Genomic DNA, 24,321 nt, shown 5'->3' with positions numbered 1-24,321 from the left:
CGCACACCCCGCACATACAAGGAGCGGACAGATGCCCATCGCAACTCCTGAGATCTACAACGAGATGCTGGACCGGGCGAAGGCGGGCAAGTTCGCCTACCCGGCCATCAACGTGACCTCGTCGCAGACCCTGCACGCAGCGCTGCGTGGTTTCGCCGAGGCCGAGAGCGACGGCATCATCCAGATCTCCACCGGTGGTGCGGAGTTCCTGGGCGGTCAGTACAACAAGGACATGGTGACCGGCGCCGTCGCGCTCGCCGAGTTCGCGCATGTGGTGGCCAAGAAGTACGACATCACCGTCGCGCTGCACACCGACCACTGCCCCAAGGACAAGCTGGACGGCTACGTCCGCCCGCTGCTGGACATCTCCGCGGAGCGCGTCGCCAACGGCGAGAACCCGCTGTTCCAGTCGCACATGTGGGACGGCTCCGCCGAGACCCTCGCCGACAACCTGGCCATCGGCCAGGATCTGCTGGCCAAGGCCGCCGCCGCCAAGATCATCCTTGAGGTCGAGATCACCCCGACCGGTGGCGAGGAGGACGGCGTCACCCACGAGATCAACGACGAGCTCTACACCACGGTCGAGGACGCGCTGCGTACCGCCGAGGCGCTGGGTCTGGGCGAGAAGGGCCGCTACCTGCTCGCCGCCTCCTTCGGCAACGTCCACGGCGTCTACAAGCCGGGCAACGTCGTGCTCCGTCCCGAGCTGCTGAAGGACCTCCAGCAGGGCGTCGGAGCCAAGTACGGCAAGACCGCGCCGTTCGACTTCGTCTTCCACGGCGGCTCCGGCTCCACCGAGCAGGAGATCGCCACCGCGCTGGAGAACGGCGTGGTCAAGATGAACCTGGACACCGACACCCAGTACGCCTTCACCCGACCGGTCGCGGACCACATGTTCCGCAACTACGACGGTGTGCTGAAGGTCGACGGCGAGGTCGGCAACAAGAAGACCTACGACCCGCGCAGCTGGGGCAAGCTGGCCGAGGGCGGGATGGCCAAGCGCGTCACCGAGGCGTGCGCCAACCTGCGCTCCACGGGCACCAAGCTGAAGTAGGCACCGCGGTTCACCAGGGCCCCGTATCCGTTCCGGGTACGGGGCCCTGCCGCGTCCGGGGCCGGTCCGGCTCTCCGCGGGCAGCCGGACGCGAAGCGGGGCATGCTCACGGTATGAGTGAGCCGCGCCATGGATGAGCCCGGCGGGATCCGGCTGGCCTCGCCGCAGGGCCGCCGGGTGCTGACGACGGCCGTGCTGGGGTCGGGTATGGCGATGCTCGACAGCACGGTCGTCAATGTCGCGCTGCCGCGGATCGGCGCGGACCTCAACGCGGATCTCGCGGTCCTCCAGTGGACCGTCACCGCCTACATGCTCACCCTCTCCTCGCTGATCCTGCTGGGCGGGGCGCTGGGCGACCGGCTCGGGCGGCGCAAGATCTTCGTCATCGGCGTGGTGTGGTTCGCGGCGGCCTCGCTGGTGTGCGGGCTGGCGCCGAACGCCGGGGTGCTGGTCGCGGCGCGGGCGCTCCAGGGCGTCGGCGGGGCGCTGCTCACCCCCGGTTCGCTCGCGCTGATCCAGGCAGTCTTCCACCCGGACGACCGGGCGCGGGCGGTCGGCGCCTGGTCGGGGCTGGGCGGGGTGGCCGCGGCGATCGGCCCGTTCATCGGCGGCTGGCTGGTGGACGGGGCCGGCTGGCGCTGGGTGTTCTTCCTGAACGTGCCACTCGCGGCGGTCTGTGTACCGGTGGCGCTGCGGCACGTACCGGAGACCCGGGAGCGGGGCGCCCGCGGGGTGCGCGGCTTCGACGTGCCGGGTGCGGTGCTCGGCGCGCTGGCGCTGGCCGGGGTGACCTACGCGCTGATCGCGGCACCGGGAAAGGGCGTCGCACCGGGGGTGATCGGGCCCGCGGTGGCCGGGGTGCTGCTCGGGGTGGCGTTCGTCCGGGCGGAGCGCCGGCGGGCCGATCCGATGCTGCCGCCGAAGATCTTCGCCGTCCGGCAGTTCACCGCGGTCAACGCGGTGACGGTGTGCGTCTATGCCGCGTTCGGCGGGTTCTTCTTCCTGACCGTGCTCCAGCTCCAGGTCGTAGCGGGTTACTCCGCGCTCCAGGCCGGTACGGCGCTGCTGCCCACGACCGTGCTGATGCTGCTGCTGTCCGCCCGCTCGGGCGAGCTGGGCCAGCGCATCGGACCGCGTATCCCGCTCACCGCCGGCCCGGTGCTCTGCGCGGCCGGGATGCTGCTGATGACCCGGGTCGGCCCTGGTGCGTCCTACCTCGCCGACGTCCTGCCGGCACTCGTGGTGCTGGGCGTCGGGATGGTGACCCTGGTCGCCCCGCTCACCGCCACCGTGCTGGCCTCGGTGGACGTGGACCGGGCGGGCCTGGCCAGCGGCATCAACAACGCGGCGGCACGGGCCGCGAGCCTGGTGGCGGTGGCCGCGCTGCCGCTGCTGGCCGGGATGGGCCCGGAGGCGTACCGCTCGTCGGCCGACTTCTCGGCGTCCTTCCGGCGGGCCATGCTGCTGTGCGCGCTCGTGCTGCTGCTGGGCGCGCTGACCGCCTGGCTGACCGTCCGCGGCGACATCCTGCGGACCCCGGAGCCCTGCCACGCCGAGTGCACGTACCACTGCGGTGTGAGCTCCCCGCCCCTGGACCCGGGCGACACCACCCCCGACCCGGAAGACCCGGGCCCGTAGCAGAACCCCCAGCCACCACCCACCGTTTTCCCACCACCCACGGGAGGCGACGGGCCTGCGGGGTGGGGTGTCCGGACGTAAAGCGCAGCAGTCCGGACACCCCACCCCGCAGACCCGTCACCGCACCCCGAAAGCCCCGCGCAGCGGCCCCGCCCGCCGCAGGCGCAACGGCGAACAACCCCCACGGCGGGACAGCCGACAACGTCGCGCGCAAGCCCGGCGCACCGGTACGGCGGGACGTCGTGGGGTGCATGCCCAGCGCAGCGGAACGGCGGGAAGCAGCCCCGCGCCGCAGGCGCAACGAAGCCACCCCCCACGGCGGGAAAGCCGACAACGTGGGGTGCAAGCCCAGCGCAGCGACCAGGCAAACTGGGACCATGCCCATTCACGAGAACCTCCTCGGGGGACCGCCCCCGACCCATCTGCCCGACGACCCCGAGCCCCGCGAGCTGCTCGCGTCGGGCACGGCGCCGTCCGATGTCGCCGCGAAGTACCCGACCTCCTCGCTGGCCTGGGCCCAGCTCGCGGACGACGCCTTCCAGGCCGGCCGGACCGTCGAGTCGTACGCCTACGCCCGTACCGGCTACCACCGTGGCCTGGACGCGCTGCGCCGGGCCGGCTGGAAGGGCCACGGCCCGGTGCCCTTCGAGCACGAGCCCAACCGCGGCTTCCTGCGGGCGCTGCACGCCCTCGCCCGCGCCGCCCAGGCGATCGGTGAGCAGGACGAGTACGAGCGCTGCACGGCCTTCCTGCGGGACTCCTCGCCGACCGCGGCCGACACGCTGTCCTGACGGGAACATGTTGTCCTGACGGCCAACCGCTGTCCTGACGGCCGACACGTCGTCCTGACGGCCGGGATGCTGTCCTGACGGGAACGCGCTGTCCTGGCAGGAGCACCCGCCGTACGGGGCGGGACGGCTCCCGCGCCGTACGGCCGGGGCCCCCGGGGGCCGGGGCCCCGGGGACCGGCCGCATGCCCGCGGCCAACCCTTGCGCGGTGGTAGCCCAGCACCGATGATTTCAGTGGGCCGGGTCATCCCGAGCCTGAGGGGACCGGGGCTCCCGTGCCGACAAGGAAGGAGCGGACCGCTACCCGGAGTTCGCACCTGAGGAGTCCCTCATGTCGCATCCGTCTCCCACCGATCCCGCGCACCGCCCGCCGGCGCCGGACGCCGAGGCCCCTGAGGCCGCCGAGCTCACCGAGGGGCCCGAGGCCCTCGATGCGGACCCGCCGTTCGGTCCCGACCTGAGCATCGGCAGCTGCACCACCACCCCGTACGAGGACTACGTCCAGGCGCGGGTCCTCACCCATCTCCAGCAGCCGCACTCCGACGACCCCGGCGAGATGGTCTTCCTGGTCACCACCCAGGTGATGGAGCTGTGGTTCACCGTCATCGTCCATGAGTGGCAGACCGCCGCCGATGCGCTGCGCCGCGACGATCTGACGGTGGCGATGGACGCACTGCGCCGCTCCACGTACGAGCTGGAGGCGCTGAACGCCGCCTGGAAGCCGCTCGCCCGGCTGACCCCGGCGCAGTTCAACTCCTACCGTGCCGCGCTCGGCGAGGGGAGCGGGTTCCAGTCCGCGATGTACCGGCGGCTGGAGTTCCTGCTCGGCGAGAAGTCCGCGTCGATGCTGGTGCCGCACCGCGGCGCCACCGAGGAGCACGCCGAACTGGAGAAGGCGCTCCAGGAACCGAGCCTGTACGACGAGGTGCTGCGGCTGCTGGCGCGCCGCGGCCATGCCGTCCCGGCGGCCGTGCTCCGGCGGGACCCGGCGCTGCGCTACGAACCGGACCCGGCCGTCGAGGCGGTGTGGGCCGAGATCTTCGCCGGGCCGCAGGAGTCCGAACTGGTCCGGCTCGGCGAGCTCTTGACCGATGTCGCCGAGCTGGTCTGGCGCTGGCGCAACGACCATCTGGTGGCGACCCGGCGGGCGATGGGGGCGAAAATGGGTACCGGTGGGTCCGCGGGAGTCGCCTGGCTGGAGAAGCGGGCCCGCAAGAACGTCTTCCCCGAGCTGTGGACGGCGCGAAGCCATGTCTGAGAGTCCTGAGAACAGCGAGAGTCCTGAGAACGGCGAGAGCCCCGAGATCAGCGGGGTGCAGCGCTCCGAGGGCGCCGGGAGCCCGGAGCGCCCGGTGACGCCGCGGCAGTCCGTGGGCTCGTCCGCCGATTCGGGCCCGTCGGGCGGTTCCGGCCCGTCCGGCGGTTCCGGCCCGCGCAAGGAGGCGGTGCGCGCCGCGGAGCTGGACGCCGCCGGGCCGCTCACCACCACCCGTGACCGCTTCGTCCTCGACGAGGACACCGTCTACCTGGACGGCAACTCGCTGGGCGCGCTGCCCCGCTCGGTGCCCGGCCGGATCGCGGACGTCATCACCCGTGAGTGGGGCGAGCTGCGCATCCGGTCCTGGACCGAGTCGGGCTGGTGGACCGCGCCCGAGCGGATCGGCGACCGGATCGCGCCGCTGGTCGGGGCGGCGCCGGGCCGGATGGTGGTCGGCGACTCGACCAGCGTCAACATCTTCAAGGCGGTGGTCGGTGGCATCCGGATGGCCGGAAAGGGCTGTACGGAAATCCTGGTCGACGCCACGACCTTCCCGACCGACGGCTATATCGCGCGCTCGGCGGCCCGGATGGCCGGTCTCGCGGTGCGCCCGGTCGAGCCCGCCAGGATCGCCGACGAGGTCACCGAGCGGACCGCGCTCGCGCTGGTCAACCACGTCGACTACCGCACCGGTGAGCTCAACGACCTGCCCGGCATCACCGCCGCGCTGCACTCCGCGGGCGCGCTCGCCGTCTGGGACCTGTGCCACAGCGCCGGTGCGCTGCCGGTCGGGCTGGATGCGCACGGGGTGGATCTCGCCGTCGGCTGCACGTACAAGTACCTCAACGGCGGCCCGGGTTCGCCCGCGTACCTCTACATCCGGGAGAGCCTCCAGGAGCGGTTCGAGTCACCGCTGCCCGGCTGGAACTCGCATGCCGACCCGTTCGGGATGGACCCCGGTTACACCCCGGCCGACGGCATCGTGCGCGGCCGGGTCGGCACCCCCGACATCCTGTCGATGCTGGCGCTGGAGGCGGCGCTGGAGGTCTGGGACGGCGTCTCCATCGAGGAGGTGCGCGCCAAGAGCCTGGCGCTGACCGACTTCTTCCTGGAGTGCGTCAACGAGTACGCGCCGCCGGGCCGGGTCCGCTCGGTCACGCCGTACGAGCACCGGCGGCGCGGCAGCCAGGTGTCGCTGGAGGCGGTCGGTGCCGGTGAGGTGATGGACGAGCTCATCCGGCGCGGCGTGGTGGGCGACTTCCGCCACCCGGACGTGCTGCGCTTCGGCTTCACCCCGCTCTACACGACCTTCGCGGACGCGGAGCGGGCGGCCTGGGTGCTCGGCGAGGTGCTACGGGAGCAGGCGGAGCGCGAGGCGGCCGAGGGGCCCGGTGCGGCGGCGACGGCGGCGGGGCCGCCGGCCGCGGAGGGCCCGGCGGCCGGCGGCGACGGCGGGTGAGCGCGGCCGGCGAGGAGGCGGCGCTGCTGGGGCTCGCCCCGGTGGCGCCGGTCCGCACGGTGGCGTACGGGCCGCATCCGGACCAGCTGGTGGACCTGTACGGGCGGTGGCCGGAGCCGGGGGCCGGGGCCGGTCCCGGCGGCCCGTTGGTGGTGCTGCTGCACGGCGGGTTCTGGCGCGCGGCGTACGACCGGCGCCATCTGTCGCCGTGCGCCGCCGAGTTGGCCCGCCACGGTCTGCCGGTCGCCCTGGCCGAGTACCGCAGGGTGGGCGCGGGCGGCGGCGCGCCGCAGACGTTCGCGGACGCGGCGGCGGCCATCGGCGCGGCCCGGGGCGCGGCGGTCGGTGCGGTGCCCGGCTCCGAAGCCGCGGCGGGGGCCGGTAGTGCGTCCGGCGATGGGGCCGGCGGTGCGGCGGGGGCCGCGCCGGGCCACCGCGGCGTCGTCCTCGTGGGGCACTCGGCGGGCGGGCACCTCGCGCTGCTCGCCGCCGCCCGCCCCGGCGCGCCGGTGACCCGGGTCGTCGCGGTCGCGCCGGTCGCCGATCTGGCCCGCGCGCACGAGCTGGGCCTGAGCAACGGCGCGGTCGCCGAACTGCTCGGCGCCGGGCCGGGGTTCGCGGCACGCCTGGCCGCCGCCGACCCGATGGCCCACCCGCCCGCCGGCGTCCCGGTCACGCTGCTGCACGGCACCGCCGACCCGGACGTCCCGCCGGACCTCTCGCGCCGCTACGCCGCCGCCCACCCCGCGGCCACGGAGCTCCGCGAACTCCCGGACGTCGGCCACTTCGCACCCATCACGCCCGGTACCGCCGCCTTCCGCACCCTCCTCGCGCTGCTGCGCGAGGAGGGCCGGCGGACGGGCTGACGGCGGGATGCCGGGCGGAGGGGGGAGAGCCCGGGGGGAGCGGGGAGAGACCTGGGGGCTCCCGGCGGACCCCGGCCGGGGGGCCGATACCGGCCGGTAGCCACCGGGCGGGACGGCGTCCACCGGGCGGGACGGTGGTCGTCGGGCGGGACGGCAGCCGAGGGCATGACCTCGGCCGAGGGCGGGGCGGCAGTCCGTGTCTGGAGGCCGGTATCGATCGGCCGGGCAGTGTCACAGCCGCCTGCCTTGCGCTGGATATCCGGATGTGACCGATATGACCCTGGCGCCGGCGGCGACCGCCCGTCGCCCGTGTGACCTGCGGGGCAGCCGTTCCCGTCCACGTAGTACCTGAGACGGACGCCCGCAGATCCGCTTCCGTGGGGACGCCCGGGCGGCGCTCGCTGCTTACCGTTGTCTGCGTGAATGAGACGACCCAGACGCAGAGCACCCTGCGCTCGGAGGCCCGCATAGCCCATGGCGCGCTGCACACCCTGCGCCAGGACCTGCTCGTCGACGCCTTCGCCCTCCGCCCGATGCCGCCGCTGGACGACGCCAAGCTGAACCGGTGGGTGCCGTGGCTGCCGGGGCGGGTCAAGCGCGCGGCGCGCTGGCTGCCGCACTCCGCCGTCGGCTTCTTCGCGGTGTGCGTCTTCCTGGCGTCCTTCACCGTGAGCTATGAGATGGGGCCGATCCGCGGCGTCCTCGTCGCGGGGTCCGCGCTGCTGCTCGCCGCGCCGCCGGCGCTCACCCTCTTCCGGCCGGTGGGCGCCTTCTGGCTGTCGCTGCTGTCGGTCGTCCTGGGGCTGGTCTGGATGCGGGTCTTCGGCCCGTACGGCAGCCCGTGGGGCGGCGCGGCCTTCGCCATCCACCTCGCTGTGATGACGCTGGTGGTGCTGCGCACCCGGCCGCGGCTGGCGGTGGAGATGTGGCTGGTCACCTTCGTGCCGGGCGCGGTGCTGTCGACGCTGGCCGGCGGGGGTGCCGTGGGCGGCATGACCGAGGTGGCCTTCTTCTCCGGCGTCGTCCTCGTCTCCGCCGCGGCGATCCGCGCCTGGCGCGAGGAGCGCCGGCAGGTCGTCGAGACGCAGAGCGTCACCGCCGAGGAGCGCTCCCGGCGCACCCTGCTGGAGGAGCGCGCCCTGATCGCCCGCGAGCTGCACGATGTCGTCGCGCACCATATGTCGGTGATCGCCATCCAGGCCGAGGCGGCGCCGTACCGGGTGGCGGACACCCCGCCCGAACTCGCCACCTCCTTCGCCACCATCCGCGAGAACGCGGTCGCCGCGCTCACCGAACTGCGCCGCATCCTGGGCGTGGTCCGCTCCGAGGATCCGGACGCCTTCGCCGAGAGCGACCCGGAGGCCCCGCAGCCGACGCTCGCCAGTCTCGATGGGCTGCTGGGCAGCGTCCGCAGCGCCGGTCTGACCGTCGAGGCGGTGATCACCGGGGCGCCCCGGCCGCTGCCGCAGGGCGTCGAGCTGTCCGCGTACCGGATCGTGCAGGAGGCGCTGAGCAACACACTGCGGCATGCGCCGGGCGCGGAGGCCCGGGTGGAGATCTCGTACGTCCTGGGCGGGCTCGGGCTGCGGATCGTCAACGGTGCCCCGAGCCGGCTCGCCAAGCCGTCCCCGGGCGCCGGGCACGGGGTGCTCGGTATGCGGGAGCGGGTGCAGATGCTGGGTGGGGAGATGACCGCCGACCACACCGAGGACGGCGGGTTCGAGGTCGCGGCCTTCATTCCCGCGGGGAACACGGCGGGCGAGACCACGCCGGGCGGGGGTGCGGCATGATCCGCGTGCTGATCGTCGACGACCAGGTGATGGTCCGCGAGGGTTTCTCCGTGCTGCTGAACGCCATGCCGGACATCGAGGTCGTCGGCGAGGCGGTCGACGGCCGGCAGGCGGTGCACAAGGTGGCGGTCCTGCGGCCCGATGTCGTCCTGATGGACATCCGGATGCCGGAGATGAACGGCCTGGAGGCGACCCGCGAGATCGTCGCCGCCGACGCGGACGCCAAGGTGCTCGTGCTGACCACCTTCGACCTGGACGAGTACGTCTACCAGGCGCTGCGCGCCGGAGCCAGCGGCTTCCTCCTCAAGGACGCCTCGGCCGGCCAGCTCGCCGAGGGCGTGCGGATCGTCGCCTCGGGGGAGGCGCTGCTCGCCCCCACCGTCACCAAGCGGCTGATCAGCGAGTTCTCCCGGCTCGGCTCGCCCCGTGCGCCGGCCCAGGAGCGCATCGGCGATCTCACGGAGCGGGAGACGGAGGTGCTGGTGCTGGTGGCCCAGGGGCTGTCGAACGGTGAGATCGCGGCCCATCTCGTCGTCGCCGAATCGACCGTGAAGACGCATGTCAGCCGGATTCTCGTGAAGCTCGGGCTGCGCGACCGCACCCAGGCGGCGGTGTTCGCGTACGAGGCGCGGCTGGTGACACCGGGCGGCTGAGGGGCCCGGCCGGCCGCCACGGCGGGTGGGCGGCGCCATAATGATCTCCTTTCGGGTACCTGCGCGGCCGGTGCGCCGGCCGGTCGGCACACCGGGAGGGCATGTCGGACAGCGCTTCCGGCGGGCACTGTCCACAGGCTGTGGACAGTGCGGTGGGCCGGCGGGAGTGCGCCGCCGGAGTCCGCTACAGCTCGGGCGGCGCACGACTGGAGGTCAGCCGATGTCGCGGCGCCGGAAGCCGGTCAGGCCGGCGGATATGAAGACCGCCGACAGGGCCGGCAGCCAGAGGAAGGGCGCGGCCGTCACCGTGCCGCCGGGGAGCTTGGGCAGATGCCCGTACGGCGAGAGATCCATCGCCCACTGGGGGAGATCGAGGGCGGGCCCGACCCAGCCCAGGGCGAGGCAGCCGCCGACCAGGGCCCAGACGGCGCCGGTCGCCTTCGGCAGCAGGCCGAAGACCAGCACCGCCAGCCCCGCGAGGGTCCACACCGCCGGGAGCTGGGAGAGCGCGGCGGCCAGCACCGGACCCGTACGGCCGGCGATATCGCCCACCGAGGCGCCGTAACTGACGCCCAGGGTCAGCCCGCCGGCGGCCAGCAGCACGGCGCTGCCCGCCACGGCGACGGCCAGATGACCGCATGCCCAGCGCATACGGCCCACCGCGCCCGCCAGGACCGGTTCGGCGCGGTCACCGGTCTCCTCGGCGCGCATCCGGACCACCGCGCCCACCGCGTAGATCGCCGCGATCATGCCGAGCATGCCGGTCATCGTGGCCAGGAAGGCGTCGGTCAGCCCCCGCTGGCCGCCCATCCGCTCGAAGATCTCGCGGGTCTGCTGATTGCCGCCGACCATGCTCGCGGCCCCCTTGGCGATCCCGCCGAACGCCGCACCGGCGAGCGCGAAGCCGGCCGTCCAGCCCAGCAGGGTGGTGCGCTGGAGCCGCCAGGCCAGGCCGGACGGGCCGCCCAGCGACCGCGGCGCGCGGGCCGGTCCGGGGCGGGCCGGCAGAAAGCTCATCCCGACGTCGCGGCGGGCGGTGAGGGCGTACGCCGCCGCCGTCGCCACGGCCGTCGCGGCGGCGAAGAGCAGCACCACCCACCAGCGCTCACCGGCGTACGCCCGGAGGTTCTGCGACCAGCCGACCGGCGAGAGCCAGGTGAGCAGGGGGGCGCCGCTCCCCTTGGCGGCGGCCCTGGCCGGGGCCGCCGCGGCGTCACCGGCGGCGCGCAGCGCGAAGGCCAGCCCGAGGGCCGCGCCGGTCAGGCCCTTGGCCAGCCGGGCGCTCTCGGTGAGCTGCGCGGCGATCGCGGCAAGGGCGGCGAAGAACATGCCTGCGCCGCCGACCGCGATGCCGAGCGCGAGCGAACCGCCCGCCGGCTGCCCGGACTTGGCGAGTCCGGCGGCGATCAGCACGGCGAGCCCGGCGTTGGCGACGAGCGCCGCCAGCAGGGCCGCGGTCAGTGGTGCCCGGCGTCCCACCATGGCGGCGGAGAGCAGCTCCTGACGGCCCGTCTCCTCTTCCTCGCGGGTGTGCCGGACGACGATCAGCAGGCTCATCACGGCGGCCAGCACCGCGCCGAATCCGGCCATCCGCCAGGCGACCAGGCCGCCGACGGAGTCGCTGAGGACCGGTCCGTACAGCGCGCGCAGCGAGGCGTTGGCGTTCATCGACGCGGCCAGCTCGGCGCGCTTGGCGGCGGTGTCGTACAGCGCTTGGAGGGACGAGCCCATGCCGGCGACGGACAGTCCGAGGACCAGCACCCACGCCGGGATCATCAGCCGGTCGCGGCGCAGCGCGAGGCGCAACAGGGCGCCGGTGCCCGCGAGATGGCGCGCTCCCCCGGCGCGGGCGGGGGCCGCCGCTACCGCGGTCATCGCGCGACCGCCCCTTCGGTGCGGGCGCCGCCCGGCCGGCGGACGTCGTCCTGATAGTGGCGCAGGAACAGCTCCTCCAGAGTGGGCGGGGTGCTGCTGAGGCTGCGCACGCCCGCCGCACCGAGCAGTCGGAGCACGGCGTCGAGCTGGTCGGTGTCGGCCTGGAGCCGGACCCGGCAGCCCGCGCCGCCCGCCCCCGGCCGCACGTCCAGGCCATGGACGCCGGGCAGCCTGGCGAGGCCCTCGGGCGATCCGGCGAGCTCGGCGACGACGGACGTACGGGTGAGATGCCGCAGCTCGCCGAGGGAACCGGACTCCACGGTGCGGCCCTTGCGGATGATGCTGACGCGGTCGCAGAGCGCCTCGACCTCGGACAGCACATGGCTGGAGAGCAGCACCGTACGGCCGCGGTCGCGCTCCTCCGCCACGCACGACTGGAAGACCTCCTCCATCAGCGGGTCGAGCCCGGAGGTCGGCTCGTCGAGTATCAGCAGGTCGACGTCCGAGGCGAAGGCGGCGACCAGCGCGACCTTCTGGCGGTTGCCCTTGGAGTACGTGCGCCCCTTCTTGGTGGGGTCCAGCTCGAAGCGCTCCAGGAGCTCGGCCCGGCGCGCGGTGTCGAGCCCGCCCGCCCTCCCCCAGCTACCGCTGGGAGGTGCCCCCAGCCCGCCACCGCCCCACCGGTGGCGCTCCGCGCCGCCCCTTTGACGCAGCCGGCTGTAGAGGTCGATGACCTCGCCGCCGGAGAGATTCCGCCACAGGGTGACGTCGCCGGGCACATAGGCCACGCGGCGGTGGATCGCGACCGCGTCCTGCCAGGGGTCCTTGCCCAGCAGCCGGGCGGTGCCGCGGTCGGCGCGCAGCAGTCCCAGCAGCACCCGGATCGTCGTGGACTTGCCCGCGCCGTTGGGCCCGAGGAAGCCGTGCACCTCACCGGCCTCGACATCGAGGTCGAGGCCGTCCAACGCCTGTGTCCGGCCGAAGGACTTGTGGAGGCCGGACACGCTGATCGCCTTCGTCATGATTCCGAAGGTACGCTAGATTCATAAATTTGTGAAGTTAAGAAACCGTATAAAGTTGGCGAAGTGGCTCTGATCAGGGGAGATGATGCGGGTATGGGTGAGCAGCGACGGCAGAGCAGCAGCGACCGGCAGAGCGGACGGACCGCACAGGACACACCCGACGCACGGGACGCACGGGACACAGCCGGGCGCGACGACCGCGACGGCCGTGCCGACCACGATGGCCGTGACGTCCGTGACATCCGTGACGACGCCGTTCCGACGTTCGTCGAGCGGTTCGCGGCGCAGATGGTCGACGCCGGGATGCAGCGTATGCCGGCCCGGATCTTCGCCTGCCTGCTCGCCTCCGACACCGGCGTGCTGACCTCGGCCGAACTCGGCGAGCGGCTCCAGGTCAGCCCCGCCGCGGTCTCCGGCGCGATCCGCTATCTCTCCCAGGTGGGCATGGTCAGCCGCGAGCGCGAGCCGGGCTCCCGCCGCGACCGGTACCGCGTCCACAGCGACCAGTGGTACGAGGCGCTCACCCGCCGGGACAGCGTCCTCGTCCGCTGGGAGCACACCCTGCGTGAAGGCGTCGAGAGCCTGGGCGAGGATTCCGACGCGGGCCGCCGGATCGCCGAGACCCTCGCCTTCATCGAGTTCCTTCAGGACGAGCTCACCGGCTTGATGGACCGCTGGCGCAACCACGTCGGCCGGCTGCGCGCCGACCAGAACGGCACGGCCCCGGCCGAGGCCCCCCGGCGCTGAGAGCCCGGCGCCGGCCGCTCCCCGGGCCCGGCCTGGCCCATCGGCCCGGCCTGGCCCATCGGACAGGCCCGGCTCCTAGTCCCGACGCGGCAGCGGCAACTGCAACCGCCAGGCCCCCGGCTGCACCGTCCAGGTGCGCGTCCTGACCGGGCCGCCGACCAGCGCGTCCGCCCGGTAGTGGAAGTCCGCCCCGGACACCGTCACCGCCCGCGCCGAGGCGCGCAGGGGGTGCCCCCCGCCGGCCCAGTGGACCACCACCTCGGCCAGCCCGCCGGACGGGGCCGGAACGTCCGGTGCCGCCGGCCCGTGGGCGCCGGCCGTACCGCTCGCGCCGTCCGCGGCATCCGCGCCGTCCGGACCGGCGCCGCCCTCGGTACGCACCCTGCCCGGCACCACCGACACCCCGCGCACCGGCCGGTCCAGGTCCGCCAGCAGGGCCCCGTCCGCCTCGACCCGCAGTCGCAGCCGCTGCGCCGGCACCCGTCCGCGCCGGCCGCCCAGCCCGGTCGCCGGAGCAAGCAGCGACAGCGCCGTCCGGGCGGTCCTGGCGGCCGGCCGCCACCAGGGCCGGTGGCCGCCCCCGGGGTCCGCCGCGTCGTCTCCAGGGGCCCCGGCCTCGCCCGTATACCCGGTCGTCCCGACGGCACCCGGCGGGCCGTAGCCGCCGCACTGCCCGGGATCGCCGTGCGCCCCGTATTCCGGCGGTGCCCCGTGCCCGCAGGGGATCCGCAGCCCGCCCAGCACGATGCCGTCGCTGTCGTCCGTGAGCAGGTCCATCGGCCGCTCCCCGCCGTCCAGTACGGCGCGCGCGGCGGCGACGGCGTCCGTGGGGACGCCCAGCGTCCGGCTCAGCGCGACCGCGGCCGGCGCGCCCACCGGCACCATCGACAGCGGCACCCCGGCCAGCTCCCGCTCTCTGTGGAGCAGGCCCACGACCCGCAGGAGCGCGCGGTCGTCGCCGATCACCACCGGGCGCCGGTGGCCGCGCCGGGCCAGCGCCCTGGCGAATTCCTCGGGCCCCTCGGGGAGACAGATTTTCGCTCCCGCGCCCGCGCACAGGACATCCTTCGCGATCCGTACGGACTCGCCGTCCGTACTGCGGGCTACCGGGTCGATGACCACAAGCAGGGGGCACCCCCGAACGGAGTCCGCGGGAGAGTGCCCAGAAGGCTGCGCCGACACCTCGGTCCTTCCTCAGGTAGCATCTCGGTGCAAGAGCCCCTTGCGCTATTGCGCCAGGGGCTTCGTCTATTCCGGGGCACCGGTCCGACGGCTCTGGCGATGACGTCTGCGCGAACACGCGACGCCACGCCATCCACGCACGTTGGACATGCCCCGCCCGGAAGGGGTGTACGCCTGTGCCCGCACTTGTGCTGCTCGGTGCTCAGTGGGGTGATGAAGGCAAGGGAAAGGCCACCGATCTGCTCGGTGGGTCCGTGGACTACGTGGTGCGCTACCAGGGCGGCAACAACGCCGGCCACACGGTCGTCGTCGGCGACCAGAAGTACGCACTGCACCTTCTCCCTTCCGGAATCCTCTCGCCGGGGTGCACCCCGGTCATCGGCAACGGTGTCGTCGTCGACCCGGCGGTCCTGCTCTCCGAGCTGAGCGGACTCAACGAGCGCGGCGTTGACACGTCCAAGCTGCTGATCAGCGGTAACGCGCACCTGATCACGCCGTACGGCATCACCGTCGACAAGGTGACGGAACGCTTCCTCGGCAAGCGGAAGATCGGCACCACCGGCCGCGGCATCGGCCCGACCTACGCCGACAAGATCAACCGCACCGGCATCCGGGTCCAGGACCTCTACGACGAGTCGATCCTGATCCAGAAGGTCGAGGCGGCGCTCGACGTCAAGAACCAGCTGCTCACCAAGCTCTACAACCGCCGCGCCATCGAGGCCGGCCAGGTCGTCGAGGAACTGCTGGGCTACGCCGACCAGATCAAGGGCTATGTCGCCGACACCACCCTGATCCTCAACAACGCCCTGGACAACGACAAGGTCGTGCTCTTCGAGGGCGGGCAGGGCACCCTGCTCGACATCGACCACGGCACGTACCCCTTCGTCACGTCCTCGAACCCGACCGCGGGCGGTGCCTGCACCGGCGCGGGCGTCGGCCCGACCAAGATCAGCCGGGTCATCGGCATCCTCAAGGCCTACACAACGCGTGTGGGCGCCGGCCCGTTCCCGACCGAGCTGTTCGACGAGGACGGCGAGGCGCTGCGCCGGATCGGCGGCGAGCGCGGTGTCACCACCGGCCGCGACCGCCGCTGCGGCTGGTTCGACGCGGTCATCGCCCGCTACGCGACCCGGGTCAACGGCCTGACGGACTTCTTCCTCACCAAGCTCGACGTCCTCACCGGCTGGGAGCAGATCCCGGTCTGCGTGGCCTACGAGATCGACGGCAAGCGCGTCGAGGAACTGCCCTACAGCCAGACCGACTTCCACCACGCGAAGCCGGTCTACGAGATGCTGCCGGGCTGGTCCGAGGACATCACCCAGGCGAAGACCTTCTCCGACCTGCCGAAGAACGCCCAGGCGTACGTCAAGGCGCTGGAGGAGATGTCGGGCGCCCCGATCTCCGCGATCGGCGTGGGCCCGGGCCGGGACGAGACCATCGAGATCAACTCGTTCCTGTCGTAAGGAATCCGGAGGAATCCGGGGGAGCCGGAGGAATCCGGCACGGCCTCGGCGGCCGGTCCCGTCGGGGCCGGCCGCCGCACGGGGTGGCGGCACTGGCAGTACGCCGGTGCCGTCACCCCGTCTTCGTATAGAGCAGCGGCGCCAGGCCGCCCGCGTCGTCGAAGGTGCGCCGCAGCTTGCCGGCCATCGGCTCCAGCGTGCTGGCGGAGCCGGGGCGGCAGGTGTCGGGCGGGCCGGAGACCACGCTGAGGGTGGCCGCGAACCGGCAGTCGTACGTGGGCCCGGTGGCCTCCATCCGGAGCACGGTCTCACCGGCCCCGCCCAGTGGGAGCGCCAACTCGTCCGCGGTGAGGATATCGAGGCCGTACCACCGGCCGGTGGGGCGGTATTCGGCCAAGGCGTGCGCCCGCAGGGGCGGGTCGTGTCGCCGCCGTCCACGAGGGAGGGGTTCCCCGCGGCGCGGTGTACGGGCCGGTGTGCCGATGGGCTGTGGTGTCGTCAACGAGCCGTCCCTGTCCGGGAATTGACGGAATGGATGACTGATTCCGCGACCCGGAACTTTCCGGGGTTACCGATCGTCGAGAGCGGAGAACAACCGCACAGAGACACAAGCACAGAGACGCAAGCACAGGGACGCAAGCGCAGAGAGACACAGCCGCACAGAGCGACGACAGACACCTCACGATGCCAAGGCGTGCACGATCCCCCGTCCCCCATCCCAAGGAGACCGTGTGATACCCGCCGTACGAGCCGTCGCGCGCGCCGCGATGGCCGCCCGACCGGTTCCGCTGGCCGAGGTCCAGGCCCGCGCCGAACTCCTCGCCCGCTACAGCAGCACCTACCTCGTCCCGGTCGACGTCTTCGCCGCCTTCGCGGCCGAACTCACCGACCGGCGGCGGCCCGGCGGCCCGTTCGCGGTGCTGTGCATCAACGGCCGCCGCTGGTTCCGCTACCACTGCCTCTACTACGACACCCCCGACCTGCGCTCCTTCCACGACCACCGGCAGGGCAGCCGGCTCCGCTACAAGATCCGCGAACGGCTCTACGCCGACACCGGAGAGCGGCAGTTCGAGATCAAGCTCAAGGGGCGGCACGGCGAAACGGTCAAGCACCGCCGGCCGCTGCTGCCCGGTGCCGCGGCCCTGGGCGACGCCCCGCGCGGCTTCCTCGCCGCCGTGCTCGACCGCACGTACGGCATCCAGGCCCCCACCCAACTGGGCCGCTCCTTGGAGACCGACCACCAGCGGACGACCTTCGTGGCGGACGGCCAGCGCGTCACCTGCGACGCTGCCCTCCTCTGCCGCGACCTGGAGACCGGCCGCACCGTACGGGCCGACGGCGGGCTGGTCCTCGTCGACACCAAGACCTGCGGACGGCTCACCGAGGCCGACCGGCTGCTGACCGGATACGGGCTCCGGGCCGCCGAGTTCACCAAGTACTGCGCCGGGCTGTCGGCGCTGCGGCCCCATCTGTACGCCGACCACTGGCAAGGGGCGGTCCGCACCGCCTTTCCCACCGCGGCGGCCTGAGCGCCGCGACCCGCGCGCCGCACACCGGGCGCCGGGGTTCCTGACGGAGCCCGGGGGAGGCATCCCGCCCCCCGGGCATCCCTGGATCCCACCCCGGGCATCCCTGGAGTTTCCTCCAGACCGTAGACATTCTGTCCGCGCGCGTGGTGAGCGCCATACAAAGTGTCGGTACCGGTCGGCGGACCGTGATCCTTAGGCTGGGAGCCGTTCGCCGTTCCTGTCCAGCGGCGGACCCCCGCGAGCGATTCCGAGGTACCGACCGTGACGACGAAGCATCCCGACCCGGCAACCGGCGCCGCCGTCAAGGCCGCCGACCGCGCGCACGTCTTCCACTCCTGGTCCGCGCAGGGCCTGATCGACCCGCTGCCGGTCGCCGGTGCCGAGGGCTCGTACTTCTGGGACTACGACGGCAACCGCTACCTCGACTTCTCCTCCCAGTTGGTCAACACCAACATCGGCCACCAGCACCCCAAGGTCGTCGCGGCCGTCCAGGAGCAGGCCGGCAGGCTCTGCACCATCGCCCCGGGCTTCGCCGTGGACGTCCGCTCCGAGGCCGCCCGGCTGGTCGCCGAGCGCACCCCCGGCGACCTCGACAAGATCTTCTTCACCAACGGCGGCGCCGAGGCCGTGGAGAACGCGGTCCGGATGGCCCGGCTGCACACCGGCCGCGCCAAGGTGCTGTCCACCTACCGCTCGTACCACGGCGCCACCGCCGCCGCGATCAACCTGACCGGCGACCCGCGCCGCTGGCCCTCCGACACCGCCTCGGCCGGCGTCGTCCACTTCTGGGGCCCGTTCCTCTACCGCTCGCCGTTCCACGCGGAGAACGAGGCCCAGGAGTGCGAGCGCGCCCTGGCCCACCTGGAAGAGACCATCGCCTTCGAGGGCCCGCAGTCGATCGCCGCGATCATCCTGGAGACCGTCCCGGGCACCGCCGGGATCATGGTCCCGCCGCCCGGCTACCTCGCCGGCGTCCGCGAGATCTGCGACCGCCACGGCATCGTCTTCATCCTCGACGAGGTGATGGCCGGCTTCGGCCGTACCGGACGCTGGTTCGCCGCCGACCACTTCGGCGTCACCCCCGACCTGCTCACCTTCGCCAAAGGCGTCAACTCCGGCTACGTACCGCTCGGCGGCGTCGCCATCAGCGCCGGGATCGCCGCCACCTTCGACCGGCGGCCCTACCCCGGCGGCCTGACCTACTCCGGCCACCCGCTGGCCTGCGCCTCCGCCGTCGCCACCCTCAACGCGATGGCCGAGGAGCGGATCGTGGAGAACGCCGCGGAGATCGGCGAGACGGTGATCGGCCCGGCGCTGCGCGCCCTCGCCGAGCGGCACCCCTCGGTCGGCGAGGTCCGTGGCATGGGCGTCTTCTGGGCCCTGGAGCTGGTGAAGAACAAGGAGACCCGGGAACCGCTGGTGCCGTACAACGTGTCCGGCGCCGCCAATGCCCCGATGGCCGAGTTCGCCGCGGCCTGCAAGCGCGGCGGCCTGTGGCCCTTCGTGAACATGAACCGGACGCATGTCGTCCCGCCCTGCACCATCACCGAGGCCGAGGCCAAGGAGGGCCTGGCCGCCCTGGACGAGGCGCTGTCCGCCGCGGACGCGCACACCGCCTGAGCCGGCCGGCCGCGGCACCCATCGTGGGCGGCCCCCGGCGGCCCTCGCCTATCGTGGGCGAGGGCCGCGCTCACCTGCGGTCATGGACGTCGAAGGAGACGCACCGGATGGCCGCCGGCGGAGAGAGCTCAGTCATACGGCGCAGCACCCTGCGCCAGCAGATCGCCGACGCGCTGCGCGAGGAGGTGCTGGCCGGCCGGCTGCCGTCCGGCCACCCCTTCACCGTCAAGGAGATCGCCGACCAGTACGGCGTCTCCGCGACGCCGGTGCGCGAGGCGCTGCTCGACCTGTGCGCCCAGGGTCTCCTGGACGTCGAGCAGCACCGCGGCTTCAAGGTGCACGCCTTCACCGCCGACGACTTCCGCGCCATGGTCGAGGCCCGCACGCTGATCATCGAGGGCATCTTCCGCAGCGGCGCCGAGCGGGCCCTGCTGGCCACCCCCGCCGAGGTGCTGATCTCCATCCGGCGCCGCGCCGAGGAGGCCGAACGCGCCGCGCGCGCCGGCGACCTGGACGTCCTCATCGGCTACGACCTGCGGTTCTGGCGCGAGCTGAGCGGCATCGTCAAGAACGCCTACATCAGCGACTTCCTCGACCGGCTCCGCGTCCAGACCTGGATGTTCGCGGTGCCCCTGCTGCGCCGCGAGCCGCAGCTCAGGGGCCGCCTCTGGCACGGCCACGGCGAACTCGCCGACGCCCTCCTGCGGCACGACCTGCCGGACGCCCAGCGGCTGATCGCCGAGTACAACGAGCACTCCCTCGCTCTCGTCGGAAAGCCCGGGTAGCACTACGCTGTCCCGACCATCGGCCGTAATGGGCCGTACCCGTAGCTGTACGTGCGCCGGTGTCCCCGTCCCCGACCGGAAGCGAGCCCTCACCCGTGGCATGTGACCTGTGGCTGGTACCCCTCGTCGATGTGCTGTGCCACAGCCCCGACAACCCGTTCTCCGAGGAGATCGCCGCCTACGACAGCGCGCTGGCCGAGGCGGGCCTGCCGACGGTCCCGGTCTTCAGCTACATGCCGGGCCTCTCCGGCGATGTGGCACCGGTCGCCGGCTTCGACTACGACGCGCTGCACTTCCTGCGCCGCGCCTACCTCCTGCGGCTGTGCGGCCTGGAGGTGACCCCGGTCGACGAACTGGGCGGCGACTACGAGCAGTTGCTGGAGATGTTCGAGACCACCGCACAGCAGTCCCATCTGGTCTGGCACTACGACCACGCGGGCGCGTACGTCCCGGTCGACTTCCCGCACCCGCTCGCCAACGACGAACTGCTCGCCGGCGGCGGCCCGTTGGGGTCCTCCCACGGTCTGCTGCGCGACCTCGAACTGGTCGCACCGGCCCTCGGCATCGACCCGGCCAACCCGCCGGCCGCGCCCGCGCCGCCGGCCGGCCCCACCTCGCTGGAGGAGCGGGCGGGCGCGGCCCCGTTGGACGACGGCCCGTTCGCCAGGGAGCGGCACGTCTGGCTCGGGCTGCACGCCGCCGCCACCCGGAGCCTGGGCCAGGGCTCCATGATCGTCTTCAGCTGATCCGGCGGTACCGGTACGGGCACCGCCGGTACCGACACCGCACCGGCCCGGGCACCGCACCGGGGCGGGCCGGCGGGGGACGCCACGCCCCCCGCCGGCCCGCCCGGTCCGTCCTCCACCGCGCTCCCGGCGAGCCCTCAGCGGGGCGTCTCCGGTGGCCGCTGCCGCGGCATGTTCGGCCGCGCACCGGGCGGCAGCGCGAACCGCCCCGCCTGCCCCGCGCCCTCCCGCCGCGGCGCAGCCCATGGCAGCACCGCCTGCGTGGCCTGCGGCACCGGCCCGGACCGGAACTCCACCATCCAGTCCACCGTCTCGGCCCGGACCAGCTCGCCGACGTCCTCGTTGAACCGCCGCAGCACCGCCAGGCAGCGCTCCGCCGCCTCGCTCGCGGTGCCCTCCGTCGGTCCGAGCACCTCGCGCACCCCCTCGGACGCCCAGTCGAACTGCAACGCCTCCAGTCGCCGGTGGATCGCCTGCGCGGTGGCCAGATCGCGCATCCAGCCGGTGGTCACCCCGAAATACCGGTCGCCGCCCACACAGACCGCCGCCAGCAGCAGCGCCAGCGCCCCCCACGGCGCCCCGTGCCCCCACACCCCGGCGAGGTCCAGCAGCGGCAGCGCCCCGCCCGCGGTCACCCCGGCCGCGGTGCCCATCCGCAGCGCCCGCGCGCCCCGGCGCTTGGCCAGCCGGTCGTGCAGATACCAGTCTGCGGTGCGCAGCGCGTTCTCCTCGGTCCACAGGTACAGCGCGTCCAGCCGGTCGGCCGGCTCGCCCCAGTCACCGCCGGGAAAGGCCCGCCCCATGAGATCGCCCCGGCCCCGCATCCGGTCGGTGGCCCGGCGCGCCGGCCGCCGCCGGTCCCACAAGCGGTCCGGGTACCGCCCGCGGTCCCCCCGTTCCCGCCCGCCCTCCCCCCGAGGGGGACCCTCGGGCTGCATCTCCGGCTGACTCACCCGTGCGCTCCCTCTGTACGGACATGTGCGGTGCGCCCGTGGCGTACGAGACGGCGACTGCGCACGTCCCCTTTCCTACCTCCGAACGGCTGGCCACCGGTCCGCGGTCCCGCCGTTTCCGCCCGGAAGTGGTGCGGGATCGGGTACAGGGCCGCCGCGGATCTCACCCGAAAGAGTCGCCGCCGCGGGGGCGGACGGTTTCCGGCCGCCCGGCGGCCCGCGTCCGGGGTCGCGCCCGCCGCCCTGCGGGCCGGCATCCGGCCCGTCGCCCCGCTCGTCTAGGCTGCACCCGTGAAGGTCCTCGTCATCGGCGGCGGCGCCCGCGAACACGCCCTGTGCCGCTCTCTGTCCCTCGACCCCGACGTCACCGCGCTGCACTGCGCTCCCGGCAACGCCGGCATCGCCGAGGTGGCCGAACTGCACGGTGTGGACGCCCTTGACGGCGCGGCCGTCGCCGAACTCGCCGCGCGCCTGGAGGCCGACCTCGTCGTCGTCGGCCCCGAGGCTCCCCTGGTGGCGGGCGTCGCCGACGCCGTACGCGACCGCGGCATCCCGGTCTTCGGCCCCTCGGCCCGGGCCGCACGGCTGGAGGGCTCCAAGGCGTTCGCCAAGGATGTGATGGCCGCCGCGGCCGTGCCCACCGCCCGCAGTTACGTCTGCACCACCCCCGAGGAGATCGACGAGGCGCTGGACGCCTTCGGCGCCCCGTACGTGGTCAAGGACGACGGCCTGGCGGCCGGCAAGGGCGTCGTCGTCACCGAGGACGTGGCAGCCGCCCGCGCCCACGCCCTGGCCTGCGACCGCGTCGTCATCGAGGAGTTCCTGGACGGCCCGGAGGTCTCGCTCTTCGCCGTCACCGACGGCGAGACCGTCGTCCCGCTCCAGCCCGCCCAGGACTTCAAGCGCGCCCACGACGGCGACGAGGGCCCCAACACCGGCGGGATGGGCGCCTACAGCCCGCTGCCCTGGGCCGACCCGAAGCTGGTCGACGAGGTCCACAAGACCGTGCTCCAGCCCACCGTCGACGAGCTGCGGCGCCGCGGCACCCCCTTCTCCGGGCTGCTCTACGCGGGCCTGGCGATCACCTCCCGCGGGGTCCGCGTGATCGAGTTCAACGCGCGGTTCGGCGATCCGGAGACCCAGGTCGTGCTGGCCCGTCTCAAGACCCCGCTGGCCGGCCTGCTGCACGCCGCCGCGACCGGCACCCTGGCCACCTTCCCGCCGCTGCGCTGGACCGACGGCGCCGCGGTCACCGTCGTCATCGCCTCCCACAACTACCCGGGGACCCCGCGCACCGGCGACCCGATCGAGGGCCTGGCCGACGTGGCCGAGCAGGACGCCCCCGAGGCGTACGTGCTGCACGCCGGCACCCGGCGCGACGGGGCCGCGGTGCTCAGCGCGGGCGGCCGGGTGCTGTCCGTCACGGCCACCGGTGTCGACCTGGCCACCGCCCGGGAGCGCGCCTACCGGGCCGTCGGCCGGATCTCCCTGGACGGCTCCCAGCACCGCACCGACATCGCCGCCAAGGCGGCGGCGGAGGCGTAGCGCGTCTCCCGGCGGGTACGCCCGCGCCGGACCCGTGGCTCCGAGGCATATGTCATTCCCCATGGCATATGCCTCGGCCGCTTCCGGGCCTTCCGGACACCCGGGAAGTGGCCCAGACCGACCGGCCACCGGTCCCCGGCTTTACCCAAAGCCATTCCATCGAGTGACCACACCGGTAACCGGCTGACGAAACAACAACCCCCAACTAGGGTGCCGCGCAAGCGTCCTGCGGTCGCAGCGCCCTCATCCGGCACGGTTGCCACGGTGGCGTCCGGCAAGTGGGTCACCGGCATTGCGATGTCAGTGGCCGGTGCCACAGTGGTGGGGGAGTGACCTCGTTCGCCCACCCACCGCATGATCTTCGTCCGTCCGTCCCGATCCCCGTCCCGTGTTCTCTCCGTTCTCTCGGTCCGGCTCCATCAGGACAGCAGGGGGTGTACAGGCTCGTGGCAAGTCCGGAAACAGGCGTCCTGGCGGCGCGTGCCCGCGCCCTGGCCGTACTCCGCGTCCGCGGTGCGGCGCTGGCCGCGGCGATACTGCCCGCCGCGGTTGCCGTGGTGCTCTTCGCGGGCGGCGCCACCGGCCATCTCGGCGCCGGCCTCGGCGCGGACGGCGGCTGGGGCATCGCCCGCTGGACGGTCAGCGGGGCCGCCGTGCTCACGCTCCTGCTGGCCGCGCTGGTCGCCGCGGTCGTCGTCCGCGCCCGGCCCGCCCTCAGCCCCTCCGTGCCGATCTCCGAGGAGTCCGCCCCCGATCTCTACCGTCTCGTCCGCGACCTCGCCGACCGCCTCGACGTCCCCGCCCCGTCCGCGATAGCGCTCACCCCGGACTGCGACAGCTGGCTGGAGGACCGTACGCACCGCGCCCACGGCCCGCCGCGGCCCGTGCGGCGCGCCGGCCGCCGGGCGCCCGAGGCCCCGGTCCTGGTGATCGGCTCACCGTTCCTGTGGTGGATGCGGGTCGCCGAGCTGCGCGCCCTGCTGGCCCCGGTGGTCGCCGGCACCGGCCCGTCGGCGCACCCCGACATAGCCGCCGCCCGCCGCTTCATCCGCGGCCTGGACGCCGCCGTCGCGGTCGCGGCCCGCACCCGGGGCCCGCTGCGCGGCCTCCCGCTCCGCTTCGTCGGCCGGGTGGCCCGGCTGCTGCTGCGCGCCTGCCGCGAACACGCCACGATCATGGAGCGCGGGGTGGCCGCCGCCGCCTCCGAGCGCGCCCAGACCGTCGACTACGGCCTGCGGATCGTCGCCCAGGAGCAGGTCGGGCTGGCGTACGCGGGCTGGGACCGGCTGCTGACCAGGGTCGCGCTGCCCGCCTGGCGGATGGGCCGCTGGCCCTCCCGGCTCGACG

General features: G+C 73.7%; 20 protein-coding genes and 1 pseudogene. 16 read left to right on the top strand and 5 right to left on the bottom strand.

Features of this window, described 5'->3' with window-relative positions:
• The first annotated feature begins 31 nt into the window (after nt 1–31).
• The 8 genes from fbaA to RZ84_RS17190 all read left to right on the top strand — a co-directional run bounded on the left by fbaA (nt 32) and on the right by RZ84_RS17190 (nt 9,507).
• Nucleotides 32–1,054 (top strand): class II fructose-bisphosphate aldolase, encoded by a 1,023-nt coding sequence (gene fbaA, locus RZ84_RS17225; protein ID WP_043265056.1) that lies wholly within the window; start codon nt 32–34, stop codon nt 1,052–1,054.
• A gap of 129 nt (nt 1,055–1,183) precedes the next feature.
• Nucleotides 1,184–2,692, top strand: coding sequence for an MFS transporter (locus RZ84_RS17220; RefSeq protein ID WP_043265055.1), 1,509 nt, complete (start codon nt 1,184–1,186; stop codon nt 2,690–2,692).
• A 377-nt stretch (nt 2,693–3,069) separates the two neighbouring features.
• Entirely contained in the window at nt 3,070–3,483 is a 414-nt protein-coding gene (locus tag RZ84_RS17215; RefSeq protein WP_043265054.1) for a DUF3151 domain-containing protein, read from the top strand.
• Nucleotides 3,484–3,812: 329 nt separating this feature from the next.
• Nucleotides 3,813–4,739, top strand: coding sequence for a tryptophan 2,3-dioxygenase family protein (locus tag RZ84_RS17210; RefSeq protein WP_043265053.1), 927 nt, complete (start codon nt 3,813–3,815; stop codon nt 4,737–4,739).
• Between the two features lie 202 nt (nt 4,740–4,941).
• A complete protein-coding gene (gene kynU / locus RZ84_RS17205; protein ID WP_078894666.1) occupies nt 4,942–6,198 on the top strand; it encodes a kynureninase in 1,257 nt (418 codons plus the stop codon).
• Nucleotides 6,195–7,064 carry an alpha/beta hydrolase family protein gene (locus tag RZ84_RS17200; protein WP_043265052.1) on the top strand — a complete coding sequence of 290 codons (870 nt, stop codon included), beginning with the start codon at nt 6,195–6,197 and terminating at the stop codon, nt 7,062–7,064. Before kynU ends, RZ84_RS17200 begins: the two co-directional genes overlap by 4 nt.
• 419 nt (nt 7,065–7,483) lie before the next feature.
• Nucleotides 7,484–8,854, top strand: a complete 1,371-nt coding sequence (locus tag RZ84_RS17195) for a sensor histidine kinase (RefSeq protein ID WP_052229979.1) — start codon at nt 7,484–7,486, stop codon at nt 8,852–8,854.
• On the top strand, nt 8,851–9,507 hold the full coding sequence (locus tag RZ84_RS17190; RefSeq protein ID WP_043265051.1) for a response regulator: 657 nt from the start codon (nt 8,851–8,853) through the stop codon (nt 9,505–9,507). The genes RZ84_RS17195 and RZ84_RS17190 overlap by 4 nt, the downstream gene beginning before the upstream one ends.
• A gap of 213 nt (nt 9,508–9,720) precedes the next feature.
• Here RZ84_RS17190 and RZ84_RS17185 read toward each other — a convergent pair whose 3' ends face one another.
• Entirely contained in the window at nt 9,721–11,382 is a 1,662-nt protein-coding gene (locus RZ84_RS17185) for an ABC transporter permease (RefSeq protein ID WP_043265050.1), read from the bottom strand.
• Nucleotides 11,379–12,404 (bottom strand): ABC transporter ATP-binding protein, encoded by a 1,026-nt coding sequence (locus RZ84_RS17180; protein ID WP_043265049.1) that lies wholly within the window; start codon nt 12,402–12,404, stop codon nt 11,379–11,381. Before RZ84_RS17180 ends, RZ84_RS17185 begins: the two co-directional genes overlap by 4 nt.
• A 93-nt stretch (nt 12,405–12,497) precedes the next feature.
• Between RZ84_RS17180 and RZ84_RS17175 the strand changes: the two genes are divergently transcribed.
• A complete protein-coding gene (locus RZ84_RS17175) occupies nt 12,498–13,151 on the top strand; it encodes a MarR family transcriptional regulator (protein WP_078893854.1) in 654 nt (217 codons plus the stop codon).
• Between the two features lie 75 nt (nt 13,152–13,226).
• Here the strand turns inward: RZ84_RS17175 and RZ84_RS17170 are convergent, their stop codons facing one another.
• Nucleotides 13,227–14,273: a diacylglycerol kinase family protein gene (locus tag RZ84_RS17170; protein ID WP_043265048.1), complete on the bottom strand. Its 1,047-nt coding sequence runs from the start codon at nt 14,271–14,273 to the stop codon at nt 13,227–13,229.
• Between the two features lie 236 nt (nt 14,274–14,509).
• On the opposite strand from RZ84_RS17170, the gene RZ84_RS17165 reads away from it, so the two are divergent.
• A complete protein-coding gene (locus RZ84_RS17165; protein ID WP_043265047.1) occupies nt 14,510–15,796 on the top strand; it encodes an adenylosuccinate synthase in 1,287 nt (428 codons plus the stop codon).
• A gap of 112 nt (nt 15,797–15,908) precedes the next feature.
• Here the strand turns inward: RZ84_RS17165 and RZ84_RS17160 are convergent, their stop codons facing one another.
• Entirely contained in the window at nt 15,909–16,193 is a 285-nt protein-coding gene (locus RZ84_RS17160) for a hypothetical protein (RefSeq protein ID WP_043265046.1), read from the bottom strand.
• Between the two features lie 334 nt (nt 16,194–16,527).
• Between RZ84_RS17160 and RZ84_RS17155 the strand changes: the two genes are divergently transcribed.
• The 4 genes from RZ84_RS17155 (at nt 16,528) to RZ84_RS17140 (ending at nt 20,476) form a co-directional block, all read left to right on the top strand.
• Nucleotides 16,528–17,325 carry a VTC domain-containing protein gene (locus tag RZ84_RS17155; protein WP_043265045.1) on the top strand — a complete coding sequence of 266 codons (798 nt, stop codon included), beginning with the start codon at nt 16,528–16,530 and terminating at the stop codon, nt 17,323–17,325.
• 261 nt (nt 17,326–17,586) lie between these two features.
• Nucleotides 17,587–18,945, top strand: a complete 1,359-nt coding sequence (locus RZ84_RS17150; RefSeq protein WP_043265044.1) for an aspartate aminotransferase family protein — start codon at nt 17,587–17,589, stop codon at nt 18,943–18,945.
• Nucleotides 18,946–19,052: 107 nt separating this feature from the next.
• Nucleotides 19,053–19,730, top strand: a complete 678-nt coding sequence (locus RZ84_RS17145) for a GntR family transcriptional regulator (RefSeq protein WP_043265043.1) — start codon at nt 19,053–19,055, stop codon at nt 19,728–19,730.
• A gap of 95 nt (nt 19,731–19,825) precedes the next feature.
• Entirely contained in the window at nt 19,826–20,476 is a 651-nt protein-coding gene (locus RZ84_RS17140) for a hypothetical protein (protein ID WP_043265042.1), read from the top strand.
• 137 nt (nt 20,477–20,613) lie between these two features.
• Here RZ84_RS17140 and RZ84_RS17135 read toward each other — a convergent pair whose 3' ends face one another.
• Entirely contained in the window at nt 20,614–21,429 is an 816-nt protein-coding gene (locus RZ84_RS17135) for an SLATT domain-containing protein (protein WP_043265041.1), read from the bottom strand.
• Nucleotides 21,430–21,720: 291 nt separating this feature from the next.
• On the opposite strand from RZ84_RS17135, the gene purD reads away from it, so the two are divergent.
• Together purD and RZ84_RS41235 are read left to right on the top strand one after the other, a co-directional pair.
• On the top strand, nt 21,721–22,974 hold the full coding sequence (purD, locus tag RZ84_RS17130) for a phosphoribosylamine--glycine ligase (RefSeq protein WP_043265040.1): 1,254 nt from the start codon (nt 21,721–21,723) through the stop codon (nt 22,972–22,974).
• 434 nt (nt 22,975–23,408) lie between these two features.
• A pseudogene (locus RZ84_RS41235) lies at nt 23,409–24,321 on the top strand (hypothetical protein); the annotation flags it as partial.

Source organism: Streptomyces sp. CT34 (assembly GCF_000805335.1).
Classification (GTDB): domain Bacteria; phylum Actinomycetota; class Actinomycetes; order Streptomycetales; family Streptomycetaceae; genus Streptomyces.
Note: the sequence above shows the minus strand (reverse complement) of the source record. Positions and strands in the feature narration are given on the sequence as shown.